The organism is Streptomyces monashensis, from assembly GCF_001866665.1.
GTDB lineage: Bacteria > Actinomycetota > Actinomycetes > Streptomycetales > Streptomycetaceae > Streptomyces > Streptomyces monashensis.
The window spans coordinates 67,858-89,934 of sequence record NZ_MLYO01000012.1; the positions used below are offsets into that span (position 1 = coordinate 67,858).

General features: G+C 70.3%; 17 protein-coding genes and 1 pseudogene. 5 read left to right on the forward strand and 13 right to left on the reverse strand.

All coding sequences use genetic code 11. The features are described from left to right. Positions 1-38: 38 nt before the first annotated feature. Together BIV23_RS05105 and BIV23_RS05110 are read right to left on the reverse strand one after the other, a co-directional pair. Positions 39-296: a DUF397 domain-containing protein gene (locus BIV23_RS05105; RefSeq protein ID WP_071379531.1), complete on the reverse strand. Its 258-nt coding sequence runs from the start codon at positions 294-296 to the stop codon at positions 39-41. Further along, entirely contained in the window at positions 293-1,129 is an 837-nt protein-coding gene (locus BIV23_RS05110; RefSeq protein WP_071379532.1) for a helix-turn-helix domain-containing protein, read from the reverse strand. Before BIV23_RS05110 ends, BIV23_RS05105 begins: the two co-directional genes overlap by 4 nt. Before the next feature lie 135 nt (positions 1,130-1,264). Here BIV23_RS05110 and BIV23_RS05115 point away from each other — a divergent pair, with 135 nt between their 5' ends. Further along, positions 1,265-1,696 carry an ATP-binding protein gene (locus BIV23_RS05115; RefSeq protein ID WP_245790376.1) on the forward strand — a complete coding sequence of 144 codons (432 nt, stop codon included), beginning with the start codon at positions 1,265-1,267 and terminating at the stop codon, positions 1,694-1,696. Between the two features lie 23 nt (positions 1,697-1,719). Here the strand turns inward: BIV23_RS05115 and ispG are convergent, their stop codons facing one another. The 3 genes from ispG to dxr form a co-directional block, all read right to left on the reverse strand. Further along, a complete protein-coding gene (gene ispG, locus BIV23_RS05120; protein WP_071379534.1) occupies positions 1,720-2,877 on the reverse strand; it encodes a flavodoxin-dependent (E)-4-hydroxy-3-methylbut-2-enyl-diphosphate synthase in 1,158 nt (385 codons plus the stop codon). Between the two features lie 168 nt (positions 2,878-3,045). Next, a complete protein-coding gene (locus BIV23_RS05125) occupies positions 3,046-4,338 on the reverse strand; it encodes a M50 family metallopeptidase (RefSeq protein WP_177239742.1) in 1,293 nt (430 codons plus the stop codon). Positions 4,339-4,346: 8 nt separating this feature from the next. Further along, complete coding sequence (gene dxr / locus BIV23_RS05130) at positions 4,347-5,618, reverse strand: 1-deoxy-D-xylulose-5-phosphate reductoisomerase (protein WP_071379536.1); 1,272 nt, start codon at positions 5,616-5,618, stop codon at positions 4,347-4,349. A 137-nt stretch (positions 5,619-5,755) separates the two neighbouring features. Between dxr and BIV23_RS05135 the strand changes: the two genes are divergently transcribed. After that, positions 5,756-6,220, forward strand: coding sequence for a lamin tail domain-containing protein (locus BIV23_RS05135; protein WP_177239721.1), 465 nt, complete (start codon positions 5,756-5,758; stop codon positions 6,218-6,220). A gap of 132 nt (positions 6,221-6,352) precedes the next feature. Further along, entirely contained in the window at positions 6,353-6,817 is a 465-nt protein-coding gene (locus tag BIV23_RS05140; protein ID WP_245790377.1) for a hypothetical protein, read from the forward strand. 2 nt (positions 6,818-6,819) lie between these two features. Here the strand turns inward: BIV23_RS05140 and BIV23_RS05145 are convergent, their stop codons facing one another. Continuing rightward, positions 6,820-8,760 (reverse strand): acyl-CoA dehydrogenase family protein, encoded by a 1,941-nt coding sequence (locus BIV23_RS05145; protein WP_071379538.1) that lies wholly within the window; start codon positions 8,758-8,760, stop codon positions 6,820-6,822. Positions 8,761-9,104: 344 nt separating this feature from the next. Between BIV23_RS05145 and BIV23_RS05150 the strand changes: the two genes are divergently transcribed. Continuing rightward, on the forward strand, positions 9,105-10,154 hold the full coding sequence (locus BIV23_RS05150) for a LacI family DNA-binding transcriptional regulator (RefSeq protein WP_071379539.1): 1,050 nt from the start codon (positions 9,105-9,107) through the stop codon (positions 10,152-10,154). A 74-nt stretch (positions 10,155-10,228) separates the two neighbouring features. Next, complete coding sequence (locus BIV23_RS05155) at positions 10,229-12,292, forward strand: glycoside hydrolase family 31 protein (RefSeq protein ID WP_071379540.1); 2,064 nt, start codon at positions 10,229-10,231, stop codon at positions 12,290-12,292. 49 nt (positions 12,293-12,341) lie between these two features. On the opposite strand, the gene BIV23_RS05160 is transcribed toward BIV23_RS05155, so the two are convergent. The 7 genes and pseudogenes from BIV23_RS05160 to BIV23_RS05190 form a co-directional block, all read right to left on the reverse strand. After that, on the reverse strand, positions 12,342-13,055 hold the full coding sequence (locus tag BIV23_RS05160; protein WP_071379541.1) for a glycoside hydrolase family 12 protein: 714 nt from the start codon (positions 13,053-13,055) through the stop codon (positions 12,342-12,344). 36 nt (positions 13,056-13,091) lie between these two features. Next, the gene (locus tag BIV23_RS05165) at positions 13,092-15,332 is read right to left on the reverse strand and encodes a glycosyl hydrolase family 95 catalytic domain-containing protein (RefSeq protein ID WP_071379542.1); all 2,241 of its coding nucleotides are present in this window, start codon (positions 15,330-15,332) and stop codon (positions 13,092-13,094) included. Beyond that, on the reverse strand, positions 15,329-17,299 hold the full coding sequence (locus BIV23_RS05170) for a beta-galactosidase (protein WP_071379543.1): 1,971 nt from the start codon (positions 17,297-17,299) through the stop codon (positions 15,329-15,331). Before BIV23_RS05170 ends, BIV23_RS05165 begins: the two co-directional genes overlap by 4 nt. After that, a pseudogene (locus BIV23_RS05175) lies at positions 17,296-18,138 on the reverse strand (WD40/YVTN/BNR-like repeat-containing protein); the annotation flags it as partial. The pseudogene BIV23_RS05175 and the gene BIV23_RS05170, both read right to left, overlap by 4 nt. Positions 18,139-18,262: 124 nt before the next feature. Beyond that, positions 18,263-19,207, reverse strand: coding sequence for a carbohydrate ABC transporter permease (locus BIV23_RS05180; protein ID WP_071379544.1), 945 nt, complete (start codon positions 19,205-19,207; stop codon positions 18,263-18,265). Beyond that, positions 19,204-20,265, reverse strand: a complete 1,062-nt coding sequence (locus tag BIV23_RS05185) for an ABC transporter permease (protein ID WP_071379545.1) — start codon at positions 20,263-20,265, stop codon at positions 19,204-19,206. The genes BIV23_RS05180 and BIV23_RS05185 overlap by 4 nt, the downstream gene beginning before the upstream one ends. A 27-nt stretch (positions 20,266-20,292) precedes the next feature. Beyond that, positions 20,293-22,002, reverse strand: coding sequence for an extracellular solute-binding protein (locus BIV23_RS05190; protein WP_071379546.1), 1,710 nt, complete (start codon positions 22,000-22,002; stop codon positions 20,293-20,295). Positions 22,003-22,077: the final 75 nt, after the last annotated feature.

The following is a 22,077-nucleotide window of genomic DNA, read 5'->3' on the forward strand; positions in this document are numbered from 1 at the left end:
GCAATCGAGAGCGGCACCAAGGGGCGGTAGAGGTCAGTTCAGGATCGCGCAAGACCGAGGAAGGCCTGCCAGACGGCTGGCGGCACTATGAGGGTGGGGGCGGTGGTGGGGTTCTGCTTGGAGTCACGGATGTGGATGGTGGTGGGGGTGGTGGCGACCTCGACGCATTCGCCGCCATCGCCACTGCTGTAGCTGGACTTGCGCCAAGCGAGAGCGACCTCCACGCATTCGCCGCCCGCTCCACTGCTGTAGCTGCTCTTGAACCACACCAGCTCGTTCGGCTCGTCAACGCTCATGTCTCCCCCAGCAACTTCTCTACAAAGGCCAGTGATTCGCGCGGTGTCAAGGCCTGGGCGCGCAGGAGGTTGTACTGCTCCTCCACCTCCCTGACCGTCGAGCGATCCGCGAAGAGGCGACTGGCCTTGTACGCCGGTACATAGGCGATCCTGCGCCCCTTCGCCGTCTCGATCAAGGTAAACGGACCGTTGAGGCAGGCGTGCTCCTCGCGGTCGTTCGGCATGACCTGGATCTCCACATTACGCCGCTGTCCGACGAGCAGGATCTGCTCCAACTGGCCGCGCCAGACGGCCGATCCGCCCAAGCGCCTGCATACAACAGCCTCTTCCAGCACGAAGCTCAGGGTGGGCGCCGGTTTCCGCGCGAAGATCTCCTGGCGGGCCAGCCGTGCCGCCACCCGCTGCTCGATCGTCTCCTCACTCAACGGCGGCCTCCACATGGTGAAGACCGCCCGCGCGTAGTCCTCCGTCTGCAACAGGCCCGGTACGGCCTGTACGGCGAACACGTGCAGCGCGACTGCCTGCTTCTCCAACGCCGCCGCGTCCCGGAAGAACGCCGGATACTGCGCCTTCTCCATCTCCTCGATGAAATCGACCAGTACTCCCTGCGCGTTCAGCGCCTCGTCGGCCTGCATGATGAAGCGCGGCGACGGAATGCGTCTGCCCTGCTCGAACGACGCGATGGTCGCAGCCGAGTAGCCGGTAAGGCGGCCGAGTTCAGCGCGTTCCACGCCCGCCTGGGTCCGCAGCCGCTTCAACAGCCGCCCGAAGATGAGCGGGACCCCGGATCCCGGCTCGGACTCACCCTCTGGTTCCTGCACTTCCTCGCTCACGTAACCCCCAATGCCCTCGCGCCACCGTCCGTCACGGCGCGCACGCCTACAGCGGCACCCCGCCCTCGTACAACCCCTGTTGGTCGAGGTGCAGCCGCTGTTCAACGTTACTGAGCGTGCGGGAGCGTAAGCGGTATGAAGTCAGAAATCTCCACCCATGAATTCGCCCACGAATTCGCGATGCGCTTCACCTCGACGCCGCGCGGCGCACGCCTCGCCCGGCGGCTCGTCTCGCACCGGCTGGACGAGTGGGGGCGCCCTTACGCCGGGCCCGCGAACGAAACCCTCACGCTGATCGCCGCCGAACTCGTAGCGAACGCGGTCCGGCACGGGCACGTACCCGGACGGGACTTCCACCTGAAGCTCACCGGGGCAGGTACGACCCTGCGGCTGGAGGTCTCCGACACCCGTACCGAGTGCCTGCCCGAGCTGCAAGACCCGCAGGGCGAGGGCGGCCGGGGCCTGCTCCTGGTCGAGGCGCTCGCGGACACGTGGGGTGTCACGCCACGGCGGCCGGGCAAGTCCGTCTGGGCGGAGGTACGACTGAGTCCCGCCACCGAGCGGTGACGGGACTCACGGAGATCGAAACGTCAGCCGGCGACCGACACCGACGGCTCGCCCGACTCCACGCCCGCGTCCTGCATCTTCTCGGCCAGCTTCATGGCCTCCTCGATGAGGGTCTCGACGATCTTGGACTCGGGGACGGTCTTGATGACCTCGCCCTTGACGAAGATCTGGCCCTTGCCGTTGCCGGAGGCGACACCGAGGTCGGCCTCGCGGGCCTCGCCGGGGCCGTTGACGACGCAGCCCATGACGGCGACCCGCAGCGGGACCTCCATGCCGGTCAGACCGGCCGTGACCTCTTCGGCGAGCTTGTAGACGTCGACCTGGGCGCGGCCGCAGGACGGGCAGGAGACGATCTCCAGGCCGCGCTGGCGGAGGTTCAGGGACTCCAGGATCTGGGTGCCGACCTTGACCTCCTCCACGGGAGGCGCGGACAGGGAGACGCGGATCGTGTCGCCGATGCCCTGGGAGAGGAGCGCGCCGAAGGCGACGGCCGACTTGATCGTGCCCTGGAAGGCCGGGCCCGCCTCGGTGACGCCGAGGTGGAGGGGGTAGTCGCACTGGGCCGCGAGCTGCTTGTACGCCTCGATCATGACGACCGGGTCGTTGTGCTTCACCGAGATCTTGATGTCGCGGAAGTCGTGCTCCTCGAAGAGCGACGCCTCCCACAGGGCCGACTCGACCAGGGCCTCGGGGGTCGCCTTGCCGTACTTCTGGAGCAGGCGCCGGTCGAGGGAGCCGGCGTTGACGCCGATGCGGATCGGAGTGCCGTGGTCCTTGGCGGCCGTGGCGATCTCCTTGACCTTGTCGTCGAACTGCTTGATGTTGCCCGGGTTGACGCGGACCGCGGCGCAGCCGGCCTCGATGGCGGCGAAGACGTACTTGGGCTGGAAGTGGATGTCCGCGATCACCGGGATCTGGGACTTCCTGGCGATCGTGGCGAGGGCGTCGGCGTCGTCCTGGGTGGGGCAGGCCACGCGGACGATCTGGCAGCCGGACGCGGTCAGCTCGGCGATCTGCTGGAGGGTGGCGCCGATGTCGGACGTACGGGTCGTGGTCATCGACTGGACCGAGACAGGGGCGTCTCCGCCGACGGCCACGCTTCCGACCTGGATCTGCCGGCTCTTCCGGCGCTCGGCGAGCTTGGTCGGAACGGACGGCATGCCGAGAGAAATCGCAGTCATCTGCTGTGCAACCCCAAGTCGTGGATCAGGATCCGGTCCCGTATCGGCGGGCTCCAGGCTTCGAGATTACGGCACCGGCCCCGGCGGGAGCACATCCCGTCCGGCAAACCCACCCGATGGGTGGCGGCCCGGAAGATCATCTTCCGGGCCGCCTCCAACGGCATATGGCTAGGAGATTTTCACGGGGTTAACCACATCCGCGATGAGCACTAGGACCGTGAAGCACACAAAGATCCCCGCCACCACATACGCCACCGGCATCAGCTTCGCCACGTCGAACGGACCGGGGTCCGGGCGGCGCAGGACGCGGGCCAGGTTGCGGCGCAGGGCCTCCCACAGGGCGCCCGCGATGTGCCCGCCGTCCAGGGGGAGCAGCGGGAGCATGTTGAACAGGAACAGGGAGAGGTTGAAGCCGGCGAGCAGCATCACGAACATCGCCACCTGCTGGGAGGCGGGGATGTTCAGGGTGGCGATGTCGCCGGTGATGCGGGCGGCGCCGACGATGCCGACCGGGGAGTCCGGTTCGCGCGGGCCGTCGCCGAAGGCGGCGTTCCACAGGGCCGGGATCTTGGCGGGCAGGGCGGCGAGGGAGTCGACGGCGTCGCCGACCCGGTCGGTCATCCAGGTCACGGACTCGCCGAAGCTCTGGTGGACCACGCCGGTGGCGGAGCTGAAGCCGAGGAAGCCGGCCTTGACGTACTTGCCCTGGACGTACGTACCGCTGGAGTCCTTCTGGGCGACCAGGTTCGTGGCGATGGTGGCGTGCAGCGTGAGCTGCCTGCCGTCGCGGTCGACGACGATCGGGACCGTCTTGCCGGCGCTGTCGCGGATCAGGTCGGAGAGGGTGTTCCAGTCCTTGGTCCGCTTGCCGTCGAAGGAGACGATCTTGTCGCGCTTCTGCATGCCCGCGGCCTGGGCCGGGGAGGCGGGGTCGGACTTCTTGCAGCTGTCGCGGTTCTCGCTCTGGGCGATGACGCAGGGCGAGACGGAGGCGACCGTCGTCGTCTGCTGCTGGATGCCGAAGCCCATCAGGACCGTGAAGAAGAGGGCGACCGCGAGGATCAGGTTCATGAACGGGCCGGCGAACATGACGATGACGCGCTTCCAGGGCTTGCGCGTGTAGAACATGCGCGTCTCGTCACCCGGCTGGAGTTCCTCGAAGGCGGCCGAGCGGGCGTCCTCGATCATGCCGCGCCACGGTGAGGTGGAGCGGGCGGAGACCCGGCCCGCCTCGTCGGGCGGGAACATGCCGATCATGCGGATGTAGCCGCCGAGCGGGACCGCCTTGATGCCGTACTCGGTGTCGCCCTTCTTCCGGGACCAGACGGTCGGGCCGAAGCCGACCATGTACTGCGGCACGCGGATGCCGAAGAGCTTGGCCGTGGAGAGGTGCCCCAGCTCGTGCCAGGCGATCGAGACGAGCAGGCCGACCGCGAAGACCACTATGCCGAGGATGAACATCAAGGTCGTCATGCACGCGCCTCCGCGGTCGCCGTCGTGGCTGTCAGTTCACGGGCCCGGGCCCGGGCCCAGGTCTCCGCTTCGAGGACGTCCGGCACGGTGAGTGAGGTTCCCGTGACCGGGGTGCCGTGTTCCTCGACGACCCGGGTCACGGTTTCCATGATCCCGTTGAAGGGCAGTGCGCCGCTGCGGAAGGCCTCGACGCACTCCTCGTTGGCCGCATTGAACACCGCCGGGGCCGTGCCCGCGAGCTGCCCCACGTGCCGGGCGAGGTTCACCGAGGGGAAGGCCTCGTCGTCCAGCGGGAAGAACTCCCAGGTGGAGGCCTTGCTCCAGTCGAAGGCGGGCGCGGCGTCGGGGACGCGTTCGGGCCAGCCCAGTCCGATGGCGATGGGCCCGCGCATGTCGGGGGGCGTCGCCTGGGCGATCGTGGATCCGTCGGTGAACTCGACCATCGAGTGAACATACGACTGGGGATGCACGACCACCTCAATGCGGTCGAAGGGAATGTCGTAGAGGAGGTGTGCCTCGATGACCTCCAGGCCCTTGTTGACGAGGGTCGCGGAGTTGATCGTGATCACCGGGCCCATCGCCCAGGTGGGGTGGGCGAGGGCGTCCTCGACGGTGACGTGCGCGAGCTCGGCCTTCGTACGGCCGCGGAAGGGGCCGCCGGAGGCGGTCACCACCAGCTTGCGGACGTCGGCCCGGGTGCCCGATGCCAGTGCCTGGAAGAGTGCCGCGTGCTCGGAGTCGACCGGGATGATCTGGCCGGGCTTGGCGAGCGCCTTGACCAGCGGGCCGCCGACGATCAGCGACTCCTTGTTGGCGAGGGCGAGGGTGCGGCCGGCCTCCAGGGCGGCGAGGGTGGGTGCGAGGCCGATGGAGCCGGTGATGCCGTTCAGGACCGTGTGGCAGTCGGAGGCGGCGAGGTGGGTGGCCGCCTCCGGTCCGGCGAGGATCTCGGGCAGCGGCTCCCCCGTTCCGTACTCGGCGGCGAGCGCCTCGCGCAGGGCGGCCACGGCGTCCTCGCGGGCGACCGCGACCGTGCGCACCCGCAGCCGGCGGGCCTGCTCGGCGAGGAGGGCCACGCGGCCGCCGTTCGCGGACAGGGCGGTGACGCGGAAGCGGTGGGGGTGGCGCAGCACGAGGTCGATGGCCTGGGTGCCGATGGATCCGGTGGAGCCGAGGATCACCACGTCCTTGGGGCCGTCGCCCGCGAGAGGGTCGTAGACGAGGTGCGGATCGGCGAGGGGTGCCGGATGGGCGGGGCTGTCGGTCATCTCTCCATTGTTGCCGCATCGGGGAGCGCTCCGGACAGGGCGTCCCCCGGGCGGGTGCGTCAGCGGGTTTCGTTGCCGGATGGAGTGATTCTCCCGATGTGAAGTACCGGTGAAGATCGTGTGATAACTCTTCAGGCATGTCGATACGTACCGTGCGGCTGCGTGCCGCCCTGCCCGCCCTCGCCGGCGCGGCCCTGCTCACCGGCACCCTGCTCAGCACCCCCGCCCAGGCGGCCGGGGGCGTGCGGATCCACCAGGTCTGGTACGACAGCCCCGGCAGGGACACCCGCTCGAACAGCAGCCTCAACGCCGAGTGGGTGCAGATCAGGAACACCGGCGGCACGACCGTCTCGCTGACGGGGTGGGTGCTGAAGGACGCGTCCAACCACCGGTACGTCTTCAAGAGCGTCAGCATCGGCGCCGGGAAGTACATGAAGATCCACACGGGCCGGGGCACGGACACCGCGACGGACACGTACCAGGGCCGCCGCGCCTACGTCTGGAACAACGACCGGGACACCGCCACGCTCACCCGGTCGAACGGGGCCAAGGTCTCCTCGTGCTCCTGGACGAGGCCCGGCGCGGGCCACACGTACTGCTGACGTACGTAAAGGTGGCGTAAGTACTGCTGCCGTAGCGCGAAATCGCGCACGTGCGGTCGTGGATCATGGCATCCTTCCCGTTGGCGCCCGTCAAGTAGGGCGAAACGGGGAGGAGTCACCACCATGAACCGCATGCGCACGACCACGGCCGTGCTGGCCACGACCGGTCTGCTGGCCGCCGCTCAACTGGGTCTCGCGGGCGGCGCGTTCGCCGCCGCGCAGACGCCGAAGGCCACCGGCTGCCCGATCGACATCGTCTACCCGAGCCGCTTCTACATCGGCTCGAACCACTGGGTGACGAACGGGGGTCTGTACTTCGGCGTCAAGAGCAGGACGGCGAGCAGCTTCAAGAGAGTCACGTTCACCATCACGGACACCAAGTACCTCCGCTTCGGCAGGGCCAGGGCGACCGGCGGCCGGATCACCCACAACTCCTCCACGTCGGTGTCCGTCTACGCGGGGACCCTCAAGGGCAAGGCGAGCCTCGGCATGAGGATCCCCACGCACCTGCTCAACACCCGTTCCTACGGCGTGAAGTTCACCCTCCACGGCACGGGCTGGAACTGCGCCGTCAACCAGGGCACCTGGGGCAACTGACCTCAAGCGCCGTACGGACGGCGTTCGTTCTCCCGTGCCGACGGTCCGGGGGTCGCGTCCGCGATCCACGGGCCGTCCCCGGAGGGATCGATGATTCCCTCCTCCAGCCAGGTGTGCGACCCGGCGAGGACGGCCTTGACCACCGTGTGGTCGACGCCGTCCGTGTTGGTCCACAGCCGGCCGAAGAGCTCCTCGATCCGGATGCGGGCCTGGCGGCAGAAGGCGTCGGCGAGCTGGTAGGCCTCGCGGCCGTGTTCGCCCTGGACACGCAGCCGCTCGGCCCGTACGCAGGCCGCGCTCATCGCGAACAGCTCCGCGCCGATGTCCACGATCCGCCCGAGGAAGCCCTGCTTGGTCTCCATGCGGCCCTGCCAGCGGGACATGGCGTAGAAGGTGGAGCGGGCCAGCTTGCGGGCCGCGCGCTCGACGTAGCGCAGATGCCCGGACAGGTCGGTCCCGTGCTTGAACTCACCGTAGGCCGTGGGTAGTTGGCCGGGACCCGCGACCAGCCTGGGCAGCCACCTGGCGTAGAAGACACCCGCGCTCGCGCCCGCCTTCGCCTTGTCCGTAAGGGACTTGTCGGGGTCGATGAGGTCACCGGCGACCGACAGGTGGGCGTCGACGGCCTCACGGGCGATCAGCAGGTGCATGATCTCCGTGGAGCCCTCGAAGATGCGGTTGATGCGCAGGTCGCGCAGCATCTGCTCGGCCGGGACGGCCCGTTCTCCGCGTGCCTTCAGGGACTCGGCGGTCTCGTAGCCGCGTCCGCCCCGGATCTGGACCAGTTCGTCGGCCATCTGCCAGGCCATCTCGGAGCCGTAGAGCTTGGCGAGGGCGGCCTCGATGCGGATGTCGTTGCGGTCCTCGTCGGCCATCTGCGAGGACAGGTCGAGGACGGCCTCCAGGGCGAAGGTCGTGGCCGCGATGAAGGAGATCTTCGAGCCCACCGCCTCGTGCAGCGCGACCGGCTTGCCCCACTGCTCGCGCTCCGCCGACCACTCGCGGGCGATCTTCAGACACCACTTGCCGGATCCCGCGCACATCGCGGGCAGGGAGAGCCGGCCGGTGTTCAGGGTGGTGAGCGCGATCTTCAGGCCCGCGCCCTCGGGGCCGATCCGGTTCGCCGCCGGCACCCGGACCCGGTGGAAGCGGGTGACGCCGTTCTCGATGCCGCGCAGGCCCATGAAGGCGTTGCGGTTCTCGACGGTGATGCCCTCCGAGTCCGCCTCGACCACGAACGCGGTGATGCCGCCCTTGTGCCCCTCGGACTTCGGCACCCGGGCCATGACGACGAGCAGATCGGCGACCACGCCGTTGGTGGTCCACAGTTTCACTCCGTCGAGGACGTAGGTGTCGTCTCCGTCGGGTACGGCCGTCGTCGCCAGGCGGGCCGGGTCGGAGCCCACGTCCGGCTCGGTGAGCAGGAACGCGGAGATGTCGGTGCGGGCGCAGCGCGGCAGGAAGGCGTCCTTCTGCTCCTGGGTGCCGAACATCTTCAGCGGCTGGGGTACGCCGATCGACTGGTGGGCGGAGAGCAGCGCGCCGATGGCGGGGCTCACGGAGCCGACCAGGGCGAGGGCCTTGTTGTAGTAGAGCTGGGTGAGGCCGAGACCGCCGTACTTGGGGTCGATCTTCATGCCGAGGGCGCCGAGTTCCTTCAGGCCCGCGACGACCTCGTCGGGGATGCGGGCCTCGCGCTCGATGCGGGCCGGGTCGACCGTCGTCTCGCAGAAGGCGCGCAGCTTCGCCAGGAACTCCTCGCCGCGCCGGACGGAGTCGTCGTCCGGGAGCGGGTGGGGATGGATGAGGTCGAGCCGGAAACGCCCGAGGAACAGTTCCTTGGCGAAGCTGGGCTTGCGCCAGTCCTGTTCCCGGGCGGCCTCCGCCACCTGGCGCGCCTCGCGCTCGGTGACGTTGGTTCGGGGGGTGGTGGGGGCGGACATGAGGCTCACCTCGCCGCGAAGAGGGATGATTGCGGACCGTTCGCTACCGACCCGTGCTACTGGATCGTTCGTACCCGAAACGGGCCGCCCCCACCACCCCTCGCGCGTCCGTTCAGCCGATATCCACCGGGTACGCCGTGGTGTCCGGAAGTCGTCGAGGTTCACGGCCGCGCAGGTGGTATGGATGCGGCGGACGAAGGACGTGGGGCACCAAGGAGATGTCGAAGCGCTTCGACAATCACTGGACACCCCACCCTCGCTGAAGCTAGTCTCAATCTCACCCTCACTCGCGCCCTAGTCGGTACGCGCTCCGTCGAAGCGCTTCACATAGCTTGGAGAGCCGGATGGTCACCCTCGCCGAGGTCGCCCAGCACGCCGGAGTGTCGGCGAGCACGGTGAGTTACGTCCTCAGCGGCAAGCGGTCCATCTCCGCCACCACCCGGCAGCGGGTCGAGGAGAGCATCCGGGAGCTGGGCTACCACCCGAACGCCGGCGCCCGCGCGCTGGCGAGCAACCGGTCGAACATCATCGCGCTGATGATCCCGCTGCGCACCGACATGTACGTGCCGGTGATGATGGAGATCGCCATCGCGGTGGCCACCACGGCCCGCACGCACGGCTACGACGTCCTGCTGCTCACCGGCGAGGAGGGGCCGGACGCGGTGCGCCGGGTCACCGGCAGCGGCCTCGCCGACGCGATGATCCTGATGGACGTCGAGCTGGAGGACGAGCGGCTGCCGCTGCTGCGGGACGGGGGTGTCCCCGCTGGAGCGCAGTCGAGAGCGGGGGACGATCAGCCCTCGGTCCTGATCGGGCTGCCCGCCGACACGGACGGCCTGACCTGCGTGGACCTGGACTGGACGGCGACCGGCGCGCTCTGTGTGGAGCATCTGGCGGGGCTCGGTCACCGTGACATCGCTGTCATCGGCGAGGCCCCGGCCGTCTACGAACGGCACACCGGCTTCGCCGAGCGCACCCTCGACGGACTGCGCTCCCGGGCCCGCGAGACGGGCGTACGGCTGCTGCACCGCCCGTGCGAGGGCGGGTACGACGCGATGGCCGTCACCCTGGCCCGGATCTTCGACGAGCGTCCGGGCACGACCGGGTTCGTGGTGCAGAACGAGTCGGCGGTGGAGCCGCTGCTCGCCCTGCTGCGCCAGCAGGGCCGGGCCGTGCCCGAGGACGTCTCCGTGGTCGCGATCTGCCCCGACCAGGTCGCCGTGCAGGCCTCGGTGCGGCTGACCTCGGTCGCCATCCCCGCGCAGGAGATGGGCCGGCGCGCCGTGGAGCACCTGGTGGCCAAGCTGGACGGGCGCGGCGGCGACGGCGTCGTGCTGCTCCCGCCCGAGCTGACCGAGCGGGCGAGCACGGGACCGGCGACCGCCGCGTCCTGACCTCCACCGACCGTGCCGTCCCGGGCACACCCCTGCCTGCGTCCCTGTCTGCACTCCTCGTCCCAGGAGCCGCCGTGAACCAGCCTGCCGGTACTCAGCCCGCCCTCGCGCAGCCCAAGGTCAGCCTCGCCCAGTCCGCCCCCACCGTCGGCCGCCTCCAGGTGCGCGAGGGGGCACTGGAATGGAGCGGCCGTCAGGAGACGGTGCGCATCGAGCCGTGGGGTCCGGACGCGGTCCGGGTACGGGCCCGGCTCGGCGGTCCGGTGCTGGAGGGGCTGCCCGGGGCGCTCCTCGACTCCCCGCCGGCCGCCGAGGCGACGATCACGGTCGGCGAGGCGGAGGGGCAGGTGACGGTCGGCGCGCTGACCGTCGAGGTGAGCGCCGAGGGCATGCTCCGCTTCCTGCGCACCGACGACGGTGGCGAGCTGCTCGCCGAGGAGCGGGCGCACTTCTGGTGGCCCGGCCCGCGTCTCTACACGGCGGTCGGCAGCGGCCACCACCGGCTGGAGCAGCGCTTCGCCGCGTACGAGGACGAGAAGCTGTACGGCCTGGGCCAGCACCAGCACGGGCGGCTGGACCAGAAGGGCCTGGTACTGGACCTGGTCCAGCGCAACAGCGAGGTGAGCGTCCCGGTGCTGGTGTCCAGCCGGGGGTACACGCTGCTGTGGAACAACCCGGCGATCGGCCGGGTGGAGCTGGCGGGCAACGGCACCCGGTGGGTCGCGGACTCGGCCCGGCAGATCGACTACTGGATCACGGCGGGCACTCCGGCCGACGGACAGCGCGCCTACAGTGCGGTGACGGGCCGCTCGCCCATGCTGCCCGAGTGGGCGGCGGGCTTCTGGCAGTGCAAGCTGCGCTACCGCACCCAGGGCGAACTCCTCGCCGTGGCACGGGAGTACAAGCGGCGGGGTCTGCCGATCTCGGCGATCGTGTGCGACTTCTTCCACTGGACGCACCTCGGTGAGTGGAAGTTCGACCCGAAGGAGTGGCCCGACCCGGCGGCCATGGTCCGCGAGCTGGACGAGCTGGGCATCAAGCTGGTCGTGTCCGTGTGGCCGTCGGTCTCCCCGCTCTCCGAGAACCACCAGCTGATGGAGCAGCGCGGCTACTTCATCGGCACGCAGTACGGCCCGATGGCGCACGCCGACTGGCCGGACAAGGAGGTCGCCACCCCCGTCCAGGTGGCGTTCTACGACGCCACGAACCCCGAGGCCCGTGCGTTCGTGTGGTCGAGGATCCGGGACAACTACCTGATCCCGTACGGCATCACGGCGTTCTGGCTGGACGCGTGCGAGCCCGAGCTGAAGCCCGGCTTCCCCGAGAACCTGCGCTACTGGGCGGGTCCGGGCCTGGAGGTCGGCAACCTGTACCCGCGCGAGAACGCCCGCGCCTTCCACGAGGGGCTGCTGGCGGCCGGTCTCGGCGAGGACGAGGTGATCTCGCTCAACCGCTCGGTGTGGGCGGGCAGTCAGCGCCACGGCGCGGCCCTGTGGTCCGGTGACATCGGCACCGACTTCGCGACGCTGCGGCGGCAGATCGCGGCCGGGCTCAACACCGCGCTGTCCGGCATCCCGTGGTGGAACACCGACATCGGCGGCTTCCACGGCGGCGACCCGGACGACCCGGCGTACCGCGAGGTGATGGTCCGCTGGTTCCAGTTCGGCACGCTGTCCCCGCTGATGCGGCTGCACGGCTTCCGCGACCCCGGACTGCCGCTCGGCCCGGAGATGACCGGCGGTCCCAACGAGGTGTGGTCCTACGGCGAGGAGGCGGGCGCGATCCTGGAGCGCTGTCTGCGTCTGCGCGAGCGCCTGAAGCCGTACATCCTGGGGGTCATGCGCGAGACCCACGAGCAGGGCCTGCCCGTGCTGCGCCCGCTCTTCCTGGAGTTCCCCGGGGACCGGGCGGCCTGGTCGGTGGACGACGCCTACCTCTTCGGGCGCGACCTGCTCGTCGCCCCGGTGCTGACGGCGGGCGCCAGGGCCCGTACGGCGTACCTGCCGGCGGGGGCGAGCTGGACGGACGCCTGGACGGGCACGGCGTACGAGGGCGGTACGACGGTGACGGTGGACGCGCCGCTGGACCGTATCCCGCTGTTCCTGCGGGACGGCGCGCGGCTGCCGGTCGCCGGATGAGACCGGGGCCGGTCCCCTGCGGGACCGGCCCCTTTCGCGCATCGGCGGCTCAGCTGCCGCTGACGCTCTCGCTGTTGACGGTGAAGTTCAGCCCGCCGGCCGAGGAGGTGATCTCGAAGCCGAACTGGAGGTCACCGATGGTCACGTCACCGAACCAGCCCTTGGTGTCCTTGATCCACCTCAGGATCGGCAGGATGTTGACCGAGCCGGAGGTGGAGTTGGAGGCGCGGACGAAGGAGAACACGTCGTTGGAGCCGTTGTTGCCCTTGTAGACGGTCCAGGTGGAGCCGCCGAGGCTGACGGTGCCCTGCGAGGTGCCGAGCGGGCCGACGGCGCCGGTCTTGTTGACCCAGAGCATGATCTCGTACTTGTGGTTCGTGTCCCAGATGTCGTACGCGGTCTCGTAGGCGCCGGACGACGGGACGGTGACGTTGTAGCTGCTGGTGAGCGAGGCCAGGGAGCTGACCGACTTGTTGATCACCTTATCGGCGTTGGGGTAGGACTTGATGCCGCCGGTGTTCGGGTGGTTGGCGTTGACACCCCAGTTGGTGCCGGAGTTGGCCCAGATGCACTGGGTGCCGGCGCCGGAGCCCCAGATGTCGTTGTAGAGGGTGTAGCCGTTCAGCGTGGTGCTGCCCCACTGGTCGCAGGAGGACCAGACGGCGGCGGAGGCGGGCGCGGCGGCGAGGCCGACGGTGGCGCCGAGGGCCAGGGCGGGGGCGACGAGGGCCGTGGCGACCCTGGCGAGCGTGCGTGTTGCCATGGTGTCCCTTCCATGGGTGGGGGGAAGTGCGAGGGGCTACCACGTCCCCAGGGTGAGGACGCGGTCTTCTCCGGCGACCAGGTCGAGCGGCTGTGCGCCGGAGGAAGTCCGCAGGTCGATGCGGGCGGTGCGGCTCGGCCGGAGGGTGACCGTGGCACGCCCGGGCGCCCAGCCGAGGTCGAGTTCGGCGCCGAACCGGGTGCGTACTCCCCGGAGTTCACCGGCCGGGCAGCTGTCGGGGACGGCAGGCAGCAGGACCAGCCGGTCGGGGGTGGACTGGACGAGCATCTCGATCAGGACGCCGGGCAGGGTGTGCGCGGCGTCCGCGTTGTAGACGTCCCGGCGGGGGTAGTGGGCGCTCATCAGCGAGGCGTGGAAGAAGTCGCCGCCGAGGACCTCGCGCAGGGCGTGCGCGGCTCGGCCGGCGTCCCGCAGCCGGGCCGCGATCAGGGCGTGGTGCAGATGGCCGTGTGCCGAGTGGTTCTCGGCGCCGCGCAGGGCGAGGGCGCGGTGGGCGGCGGCGGCCAGGCCGGGGGTGTCGTAGGGATTGATCTCGTCGAGCGGCCAGACGCCGTAGAGGTGGCTGAGGTGCCGGTGGTCGTAGGTGTCGTCCAGACCGGGCCAGGCCCATTCGGCGAGCGCGCCGTCGGCGTTGACCCGGTGCGGCGGCAGCCGATCCGCCAACGTCCGCCATTGCGCCGCCCTTTCGGGGTGATAGCGGGCTGCGGTCAGCAGGGTGTGCCGGGCGGCGGACAGGTCCATGGCGGCGTTGAGCGCGCCCCAGCTCGCGTTCGCGGGACGGTTCTCGGGCGAGTAGGAGGGCACGACGACGAGCCGCCCGTGCGCGTCGGTGCGGGTGAGGAAGTCCTCGTAGAAGGCGGCGGCCTCGGCGAGGACGGCGGCTGTGCGCGGATCGCGCTCGCCCCGGGTCTCGTCGTGGTCGACCAGCGGCTTGAGCAGCCAGTCGGCACCGGCCGTCCACAGCTGGTGGGGGTACTCGCGGTCGAAGTGGTACGTCCGCCCCGACTCGCCGTCGGTGTGGGTGGGAGCGACCACGCCCCGGGCGCCGAAGATCGCGCGGGCGTTCTCGCGCCAGTCGTCGAGCTGGCCGCTGATCAGTTCCGCGAGCGCGTCGGTGACTTCGGGGAGTGCCGCGGCGGGTGCGGAGGCGGTCTGGAGGTTGAGGTTGGCGTTGGTGGTGAACGCCCCGGACCAGGCGGTGTCCCAGTCGCCGGTCCACAGGCCGGTGAGCCGGGGCGGCAGCAGGCCGCTGCTGGAGAGCAGGTGATAGCGGCCGGCGGCGAAGAGCCGTTCCAGCAGGGCGGGGCTGTCCGGGCGCCGCAGCAGCTCCGAGCCGGGCAGTGCGCGCTCGGCGGGATCGGCGCCGAGGTCGAGACCGACCCGCCGGTAGGCGGTGCGGTGCAACTCCAGGTGCCGGTCGAGGAGTTCCCCGTACGGCCGCTCGGCGCCGGCCAGCAGGGCTCGGAGCTGCCGCGCCTCGGCGACCACGTCGGCCTCGCCGGTGTGCCGCAGGACGCGGGTGAGCAGCAGCACCGAACGGGCGCCGGTGACACGGACGGCTGGCGGGACGAGTTCGGCACCGGCGCCGACGACGAGGGTCACCCCGGTGTAGGCGCGGTCGCCGCCGGGGTAGCGGGCGCGCAGGCTCAGCAGGGCGCCCTCGGGCGTGAGCAGGGCGCCGTGGCCGACCCGGAGCCCGGCCGGGGCGCCGGGCAGCCGGTGGTCGAGGCGGATGACGAGGCCGTCGCCCGCCACGATCTCCTGCACGATGACGTCGTCGGCACGGGAGACGAAGGCCCGGCTGGTGAAGTCGCCGCATACTGCGGTGACTTCGCCGGTGGTGAAGTCGCCGCATACTGCGGTGACTTCGCCGGTGGTGAAGTCGACGTCCCGGCGGTATGCGGACCGGCTGTCCCCGGGGCCGTCGCCTGCGGCCCTGTCGACGCGTATCCGGAAGGCCGGGTGGAAGGGCTGGACCCACTGGAGCGGTCGGCCGTCGGTGAAGCTCTCGGCGGCGGTGAGGTCTCCGGCGAGCAGCCGGTCCTGGAGCAGGGGAAGCCGGTCGGCGAGCCGGGGCGGTCGGGCGTGCTCGCCGCCGTTCGGCCGGACCAGGGTGTGGTGGGTGACGACGACCCGTTCGTCGTTCGGATCGCCGAACACGAGGATGCCGTGCCGGCCGTTCCCGCTCAGGAAGGCGTCCTCCCAGCGGGTCGCGGGGGCGGGCTCCCACGTTCCGTGGACGGGTGTGTGGCTCACGGCCGCAGCACCGCCACTCCGTAGCGGTCGAGGGTGACGGACCCGGTGACCTTCTCTCCGCCGAGCATCTCCTGGTGGCTGCCCGGCACGTGGACGGTCACCGGCTCCTTCCCGTGATTGAGCAGGAAGAGCAGCCCGCCCCGGCGCACGGCCTCGACCCCGGCCGGCAGTCCCGCCAGTACCGGGCGCACCCCGGCCCCGGCGGCGGCGGAGGCGAGCAGTTCGCGGAGCGCGTCGGGCTCGGGGAGCGTGGAGACGTACCAGGCCCGGCCGTTGCGCAGGACGGCGGGCAGCCCGTCCAGCTCACCGCCCCGGTACGGCACGGTCTCGGCGGCCCCGGGCTCGGCCTCGATCTCCTCCGACCACAGCGTCCCGCGAAAGCCCTCGCACCGCACGGTCTCCCCCGCCTCCAGCGGCCACCACTCGTGCAGGGTGCGGATGCCGAACAGCCCGCGCAGCCGGGCGTCCATGCCGCCGGGCCTGATCCGGTCGTCCTCGTCGGCGACGCCGGTGAGGAAGCCGCAGACCAGCGTGCCGCCGTCCCCGACGTAGGACAGGAGGTTGCCGACGGCGGCGTCGGTGAGGAGGTAGAGCTGCGGGACGACGACGAGCCGGTACCCGGACAGATCGTGCTCCGGGTGGGCGAAGTCGCAGGTCAGATGTGCTTCCCAGAGGGCCCGGTGCCAGGCGGTCAGCACCTCGGGCAGATCGACCTCGCGCGACAGCCGCCCTTCGTGGGCGCCTGCCCACCAGGAGTGCCAGTCGTGCAGGATCGCGACGTCCGCGTCGATCCGGGTCCCCGTCACCTCCGCGCCGACCGACGCCAGTTCGGCACCGATCCGCCGGATCTCCTGATAGGTGCGGCCCTGCTCCCCCGCATGACTGACCATCCCGGAGTGGAACTTCTCGGCGCCCTGGCGGGACTGGCGCCACTGGAAGTAGCAGACGGCGTCGGCGCCGCGCGCGACGGCCTGGAGGGACCAGAGGCGGCCCAGACCGCGCGGCTTGGGGTGGTTCACGCCGCGCCAGTTCACCGGCCCGGCCGCCTGCTCCATCAGCATCCACGGGCCGCGGGCCTGCGAGCGGGTGAGGTCGTGCACGAGCGCCCCGCGCTGCCCGCCCAGCGGATCACGCGGGTCGGGGTAGACGTCGACGGAGACGACGTCCTCCTCGCCGGCCCACCGCCAGGCGTCCTGGCCGATCCAGAGTGGCATGAAGTTGCTGGTCACAGGGGTGTGCGGGGTGTACCGGCGGACGATGCCCCGCTCGGCGGTGAAGCACTCCAGGAGCATGTCGGAGGTGAACCGCCGGAAGTCCAGCACCTGCGCGGGGTTCTTCAGATAGTGGGCGTGGCGCGGGGGCAGGATGCCGTCCCAGGTGTCGTAGCCCTGGCTCCAGAAGGCGGTCCCCCAGGCCGAGTTGAGCGCGTCGAGGGTGCCGTAGCGGGTGCGCAGCCAGCGGCGGAAGGCGGCGGCGGCCTCGTCGCCGTAGTCGAAGGTGCAGTACTCGTTGTTGATGTGCCACATCGTGAGGGCCGGGTGGCCGGCGTAGCGGGCGGCCAGGTCCTCGGTGATGGCGGCGGCGTACCGCCGGTAGGTGGCGCTGGAGTGCGAGAAGTGCTGCCGGCCGCCCCACACCTCGGTCCGTCCGTCGGCGTCGCGGGGCAGGGTGTCCGGGTGGAGGCGGCCCATCCAGGGCGGCGGGGAGGCCGTCGGGGTGGCGAGCACGACCCCGACACCGGACTCGTGCAGGAGGTCCATGAGCCGGTCGAGCCACCCGAACTCCCGGGCGCCCGGCTCGGGTTCGAGGGTGGACCAGGAGAAGACGCCGAGCGTGACGGAGTTGACGTGCGCCGCCTTCATCAGCCGGACGTCCTCGTGCCAGGTCTCCTCGGGCCACTGCTCGGGGTTGTAGTCGCCGCCGAAGAGGATGCGGCCCCGGGCGGCGTCGGCGAGGGTCGGTCTCATGCGGGCTCCCCGTACTGGATGCCTCGTCCGTTGGTGGCCAGGTAGACGCGGCCGTGGATGCGCGGATCGCCGGTGACCGCCTGCCCGGTCCAGCCCCACTGGTGGGCGTCGTCGTTGACGCGGATCCAGGTCCGGGCCCGGTCGTCGGAGCGGTACACGGCGGTACGGGTGCCGTCCGTGCTGCCGACCAGGAAGAGCGCCGGGTAGGCGGCGCCGGGGGCGGCCTTCCCGAACCCGAGGGTGTGGGCGGCCGCGACGCCCGCGACCTGGCCGAAGGTGGCACCCCCGTCGACGGACCGGTACAGCCCGCCGCCCTTGCCGCTCACCCACAGATCGCCGCTCCGGCCCGGCGCGGCGGCGAGCTGGAACTGGCTGTCCCCGGAGGGGAGTCCGGTGGCGCGCGCGGCGAAGGTACGGCCGCTGTCGGTGCTGGCGAACAGGGTTCCGGTGCTGGTGTCGTAGGCGTGGAAGACGGCCGGGTCGACGGGGTCGGCGACCGGCGTGGCGCCCTTCGGGGAGGTGGGCACCTCGGCCCAGCTCGCGCCGCCGTCCGTCGAGCGGTACGCGGGACAGGTGGTGCCGTCCCGGTGGACGAAGGTCCACAGCAGCACGCCGCCGTCGGCGCTGACGGCGATGGGCCCGGGGGCGTCGTGGGCGAGGTCGGGCTGGCTCGGGAAGGGGGCCCAGGTCTGTCCGCCGTCGGTGGAGAAGGCGCCGTTGCCGTGGTCTCCCCAGCCGGTGCGGACGACGTACGACGGTTTCGCGGCCGCCTGCGCGAGTCCGGTCGCGGTGCCGAAGACGGGGTCGGTGGCGAGGCCGCGGGCCGGGGAGGCGGTGAGGACGGTTCTGCGGGTGGGGGTGGGCATGGGGGACCTCGGTGGGTTGGTGGACGGAGTTGTCGCCGGGCGGGGGTGGGGTCGCGTGCCCGCGCAGGCTGGGCGGGTGAGCGCCTGGAGGCTCGGCTCAGCCCTTGACCGCCCCGGTCAGCATCCCCTTCTTGAAGTGCTTCTGGACGAACGGCGACAGCACCGTCACCGGCAGCAGGGCCATGACCATCACGGCCATCTGCACGGCCAGCCCGGACAGTTCGCCCGTCTTGATGGCCTGTCCCAGCCCCACCGGCGCCTGCTGCTTCTGGACCAGCTGGATCATGACGTTCTGGAGCGGCATCTTGTCCTGGTCGTTGAGGTACAGGGACGCGTTGAACCAGGCGCTCCAGTAGCCCACCGCGTAGAAGAGGGTGATGACGGCCAGGACCGCGCGGGACAGGGGCATGACGATCTGCCACAGGATCCGGAAGTCCCCGGCTCCGTCGATGCGCGCGCTGTCGATCAGTTCCTGCGAGATGCCCATGAAGAACCCGCGCAGGACAAGGATGTTGAAGACGCTCACCGCGCTCGGGAGGATGAGAGCGAGGTAGCTGTTCGTCAGGCCCAGGGACTGGACCAGCAGGTACGTCGGGATCAGGCCCGCGCTGAAGAACATCGTGGCCAGCAGGAACATGAGGAGGAGGCGGTGGCCGAGCGTGCCGATGCGCGAGAGGCCGTAGGCGCACAGGACCGACACGGTCATGGAGAACAGCGTGCCGACGAGGGTGACGAGGACGCTGATGACCGTGGCCCGGGTGACCTGGCCGCCGCTGAGCAGTTCCCGGTACGCGACGAACGTGATCCCCTTCGGGATGATCACCAGCCCGCCCGCCTGGTCGATCGTCCTTCGGGACGACAGGCTGGTGACGATCACGATCCAGAGCGGGAAGAGGATGCCGAGGCAGGCCAGGGTCAGGACGAGGCCCTTGCCGGCGAGACCGGCGCCGCCCGGTTCCTCCTCCCACACCGGGCGGGGCGGCGCGGCCCACCGGGACGGCGGCCGCTCCCGGACGGGCGGCTTGTCGATGACGGCGGTCATTTCTTGTACACCCCCTGCTCGCCCATGAGATGGGCCACCTTGTTCGCGGCGAGGACCAGGCCGAGGCTGACCACGCCCTTGATCAGACCGGCGGCGGCCGCGTAGCCGAAGTCCTGGTTGCGGACGCCGTTCCACCAGACGAAGGTGTCGAGGACCTCGGCCGCGCCGGGTCCGACGGCGTCGCGCTGCAGCAGGATCTGCTCGAAGCCGACGGTCAGCGCGTCGCCGACCCGCAGCACCAGCAGCAGTGCGATCACCGGGCGCAGTGCGGGCAGCGTGACGTGCCACATGCGGCGCCAGCGGCCGGCGCCGTCCATCGCCGCCGCCTCGTACAGATCGGGGCTGACCGAGGCCAGTGCGGCGAGGAAGATGATGATGCCCCAGCCCGCGTCCTTCCAGACCCCCTCGGCCGTGACGAGGAACTTGAAGGTGGACGGGTTGGTCATGATGTCCAGCCCGTCGTACCCGTGCCGGCGCAGCAGCTGCGACAACACGCCCGCGCCGCCGAAGAGCTGCTGGAAGACGGCGATGACCAGCACCCACGAGAAGAAGTGCGGGAGGTAGAGCACGGCCTGGGCGAACGCCCTCACGCGCGGTCTGACCACGCTGTTGATGAGCAGCGCGAGCAGGATCGGCACGGGGAAGAACAGCACGAGCTGGAGGACGAACAGGACCAGGGTGTTCCTGACTGCGCTCCAGAAGGCCGAGTCCGCGAAGATCTGCCGGAAGTTGTCCAGGCCCACCCAGGCGCTGTGCAGCATCGAGACGATGCCGTTGTCGCTGACGTAGGGGTTGTAGTCCTGGAAGGCGACGATGTTGCCGAGGATCGGCACGTAGTTGAAGACGAGGATCAGCAGGACCGCGGGCAGCGTCATCAGCAGCAGGACGCGGTCGCGTCCGAATCTGCGGCGCAGGCTCGGCTTCCCGCTCCCTGTCTTCTTCCCGCTCCCCGCCTTCTTTCGGCTCACCGTCCGCTTCCCGTTCGCCGCCTCCTCCCGGGAACTGCCCGCCCTGTCGTCCGCCCCGGCCCTGCTCCGGGGCACCGTGCTGTGGGACACGGCCGTCTCCTCGCCTCGTGCCTCGCCTCAGCCGGCCGCCGTGCCGTTCTCGTCGAGCAGCTTCTTGTACCAGTCGCGCAGTCTGTCCCCGCCTTTGCTCTTCCAGTCGGAGACGGCCTGCTGCATGTCGCTGATCTTCTTGCGGCCGCGGGTGATGTCGTCCTCCAGCTGCTCGAAGTCGTTGCCGAGGTCGGTGTAGCGGTCCGGCTCGCTGATCATCTGGCCGTAGAAGCTGGACTTCCTGGTGAAGGCGCCCATCCGCTGCTGCCACTCGACCTGGGCCCTGGCGACGTCGGGGAAGTCGGGGTGGGCTTCGGTGGCGGCGGGGCTCGCGACCATGACGTAGGCGTTGAGCACCTCGTTGTTGCCCTGGGTGGTCTTGACGGGCACACCGTTCCTGACCGTGTAATCGGCGCCCTGGACACCGTAGTTGGTGGCCATGTACTCCTTGGTGCCGTACGGCGCCGCGGTGACGTTGGCGACGGCCAGCACGTCGCGGATCACGGACTCCGAGGCCTTCTTGTTGACGAAAGCGAAGATGCCGGCGGGCTGTTCGGCCCACAGCCGCGGATCGCCGCCGTCGTGGCCGAAGATGTCCATGCCCCAGATCCTGTACGACGGGTTCTGGGCGGCCTGTTCGGCGGTGCGGCTCCACCACTGGCTGATGTTGTTGGGGTAGATCAGGAACTCGCCGGCGGCGAACTTGGGTCCCGGGTCGGGGGCGTTCTTGCCCATCAGGGCGTCGGGGTGGACGTATCCGGCGGCGAAGAGCTTGCGGGTCCACTCCAGCGCTTCGAGGTACTCCTCGGTCTCGATGCGGTTGATCATCTTGCCGTCGACGAGGTTCCAGCCGAGCGGCTTCTCGCTGCCCGAGAGCACGCCGAAGATCTGGAACGCGGTCCACTTCATGTCCATGCACGCCCAGCGCTTGGCCCTGGCGTCGGTGATCTCCTTGCACAGGGCCGTGAACTCGTCGGCCGAGCGCGGCACGTGGTAGCCCTGCTTGTCGAAGATGTCCTTGCGGTAGAAGGGCACGATGCCGGTGACGTACGGGGCGGGCTGCGGCAGGCCGCGCAGTCTGCCGCCGATGATGCAGCGCCGCCAGGCGTCGGTCGGGATGGCGGCGAGGTTCGGGTAGTCCTTGACCTTGTCGCCGGAGAGGTAGGGGCCGAGGTCGGCGAACTTGTTGATGATGGCGGTGGGTATCTTGCCGCCCATGTTCCAGCTCGGGACGACCACGACGTCGGGGACGTCGCTGGAGGCGAGGACGGCGCCGAGCTTCTGGTCGTAGGTGTTGCCGTCCTGGTTCTGCCAGACGACGTCGACGCCGATCATGTCGTTCATCGCCCGGTAGTAGGCGTTGTCGCTCTTGGGCGGGGAGCCCCAGAACGGCGACATGATCGTGACCTTGCCGCCCTTGCCGAGCTTCTTCGGCACCGAGGTCTTCAGGGCCGCCAGGTCCGTCTTGCCGGTGAAGCCGATCGCCGAGCCGTTCTTCGCGGGGATGTCCGGGGTCACCACGTTGTTCGCGACATAGGTCGGCAGCAGCTTCGTCTCCCCCTTGCCCCCGGAGGTACCGCCGCCGGACCCGCTGTCCGACGCCCCGCAGGCGCTGAGCAGCGGCATGCCCCCGGCGACCGCCGCGGCGGCGACCGCGGTGGAGGCGAGGAAGCTCCGCCGGCTGGGAGATCCTCTCCGGCCGGGCGCGGAGGTGGCGGAGGCGGCGTTCGGCGTCATTGCGTCAACCCTTCGAAGTCAGTCGAAGCGCTTCGATATTGCTGCGAGGTTAAGTGAACACCTGAGGGCGCACAA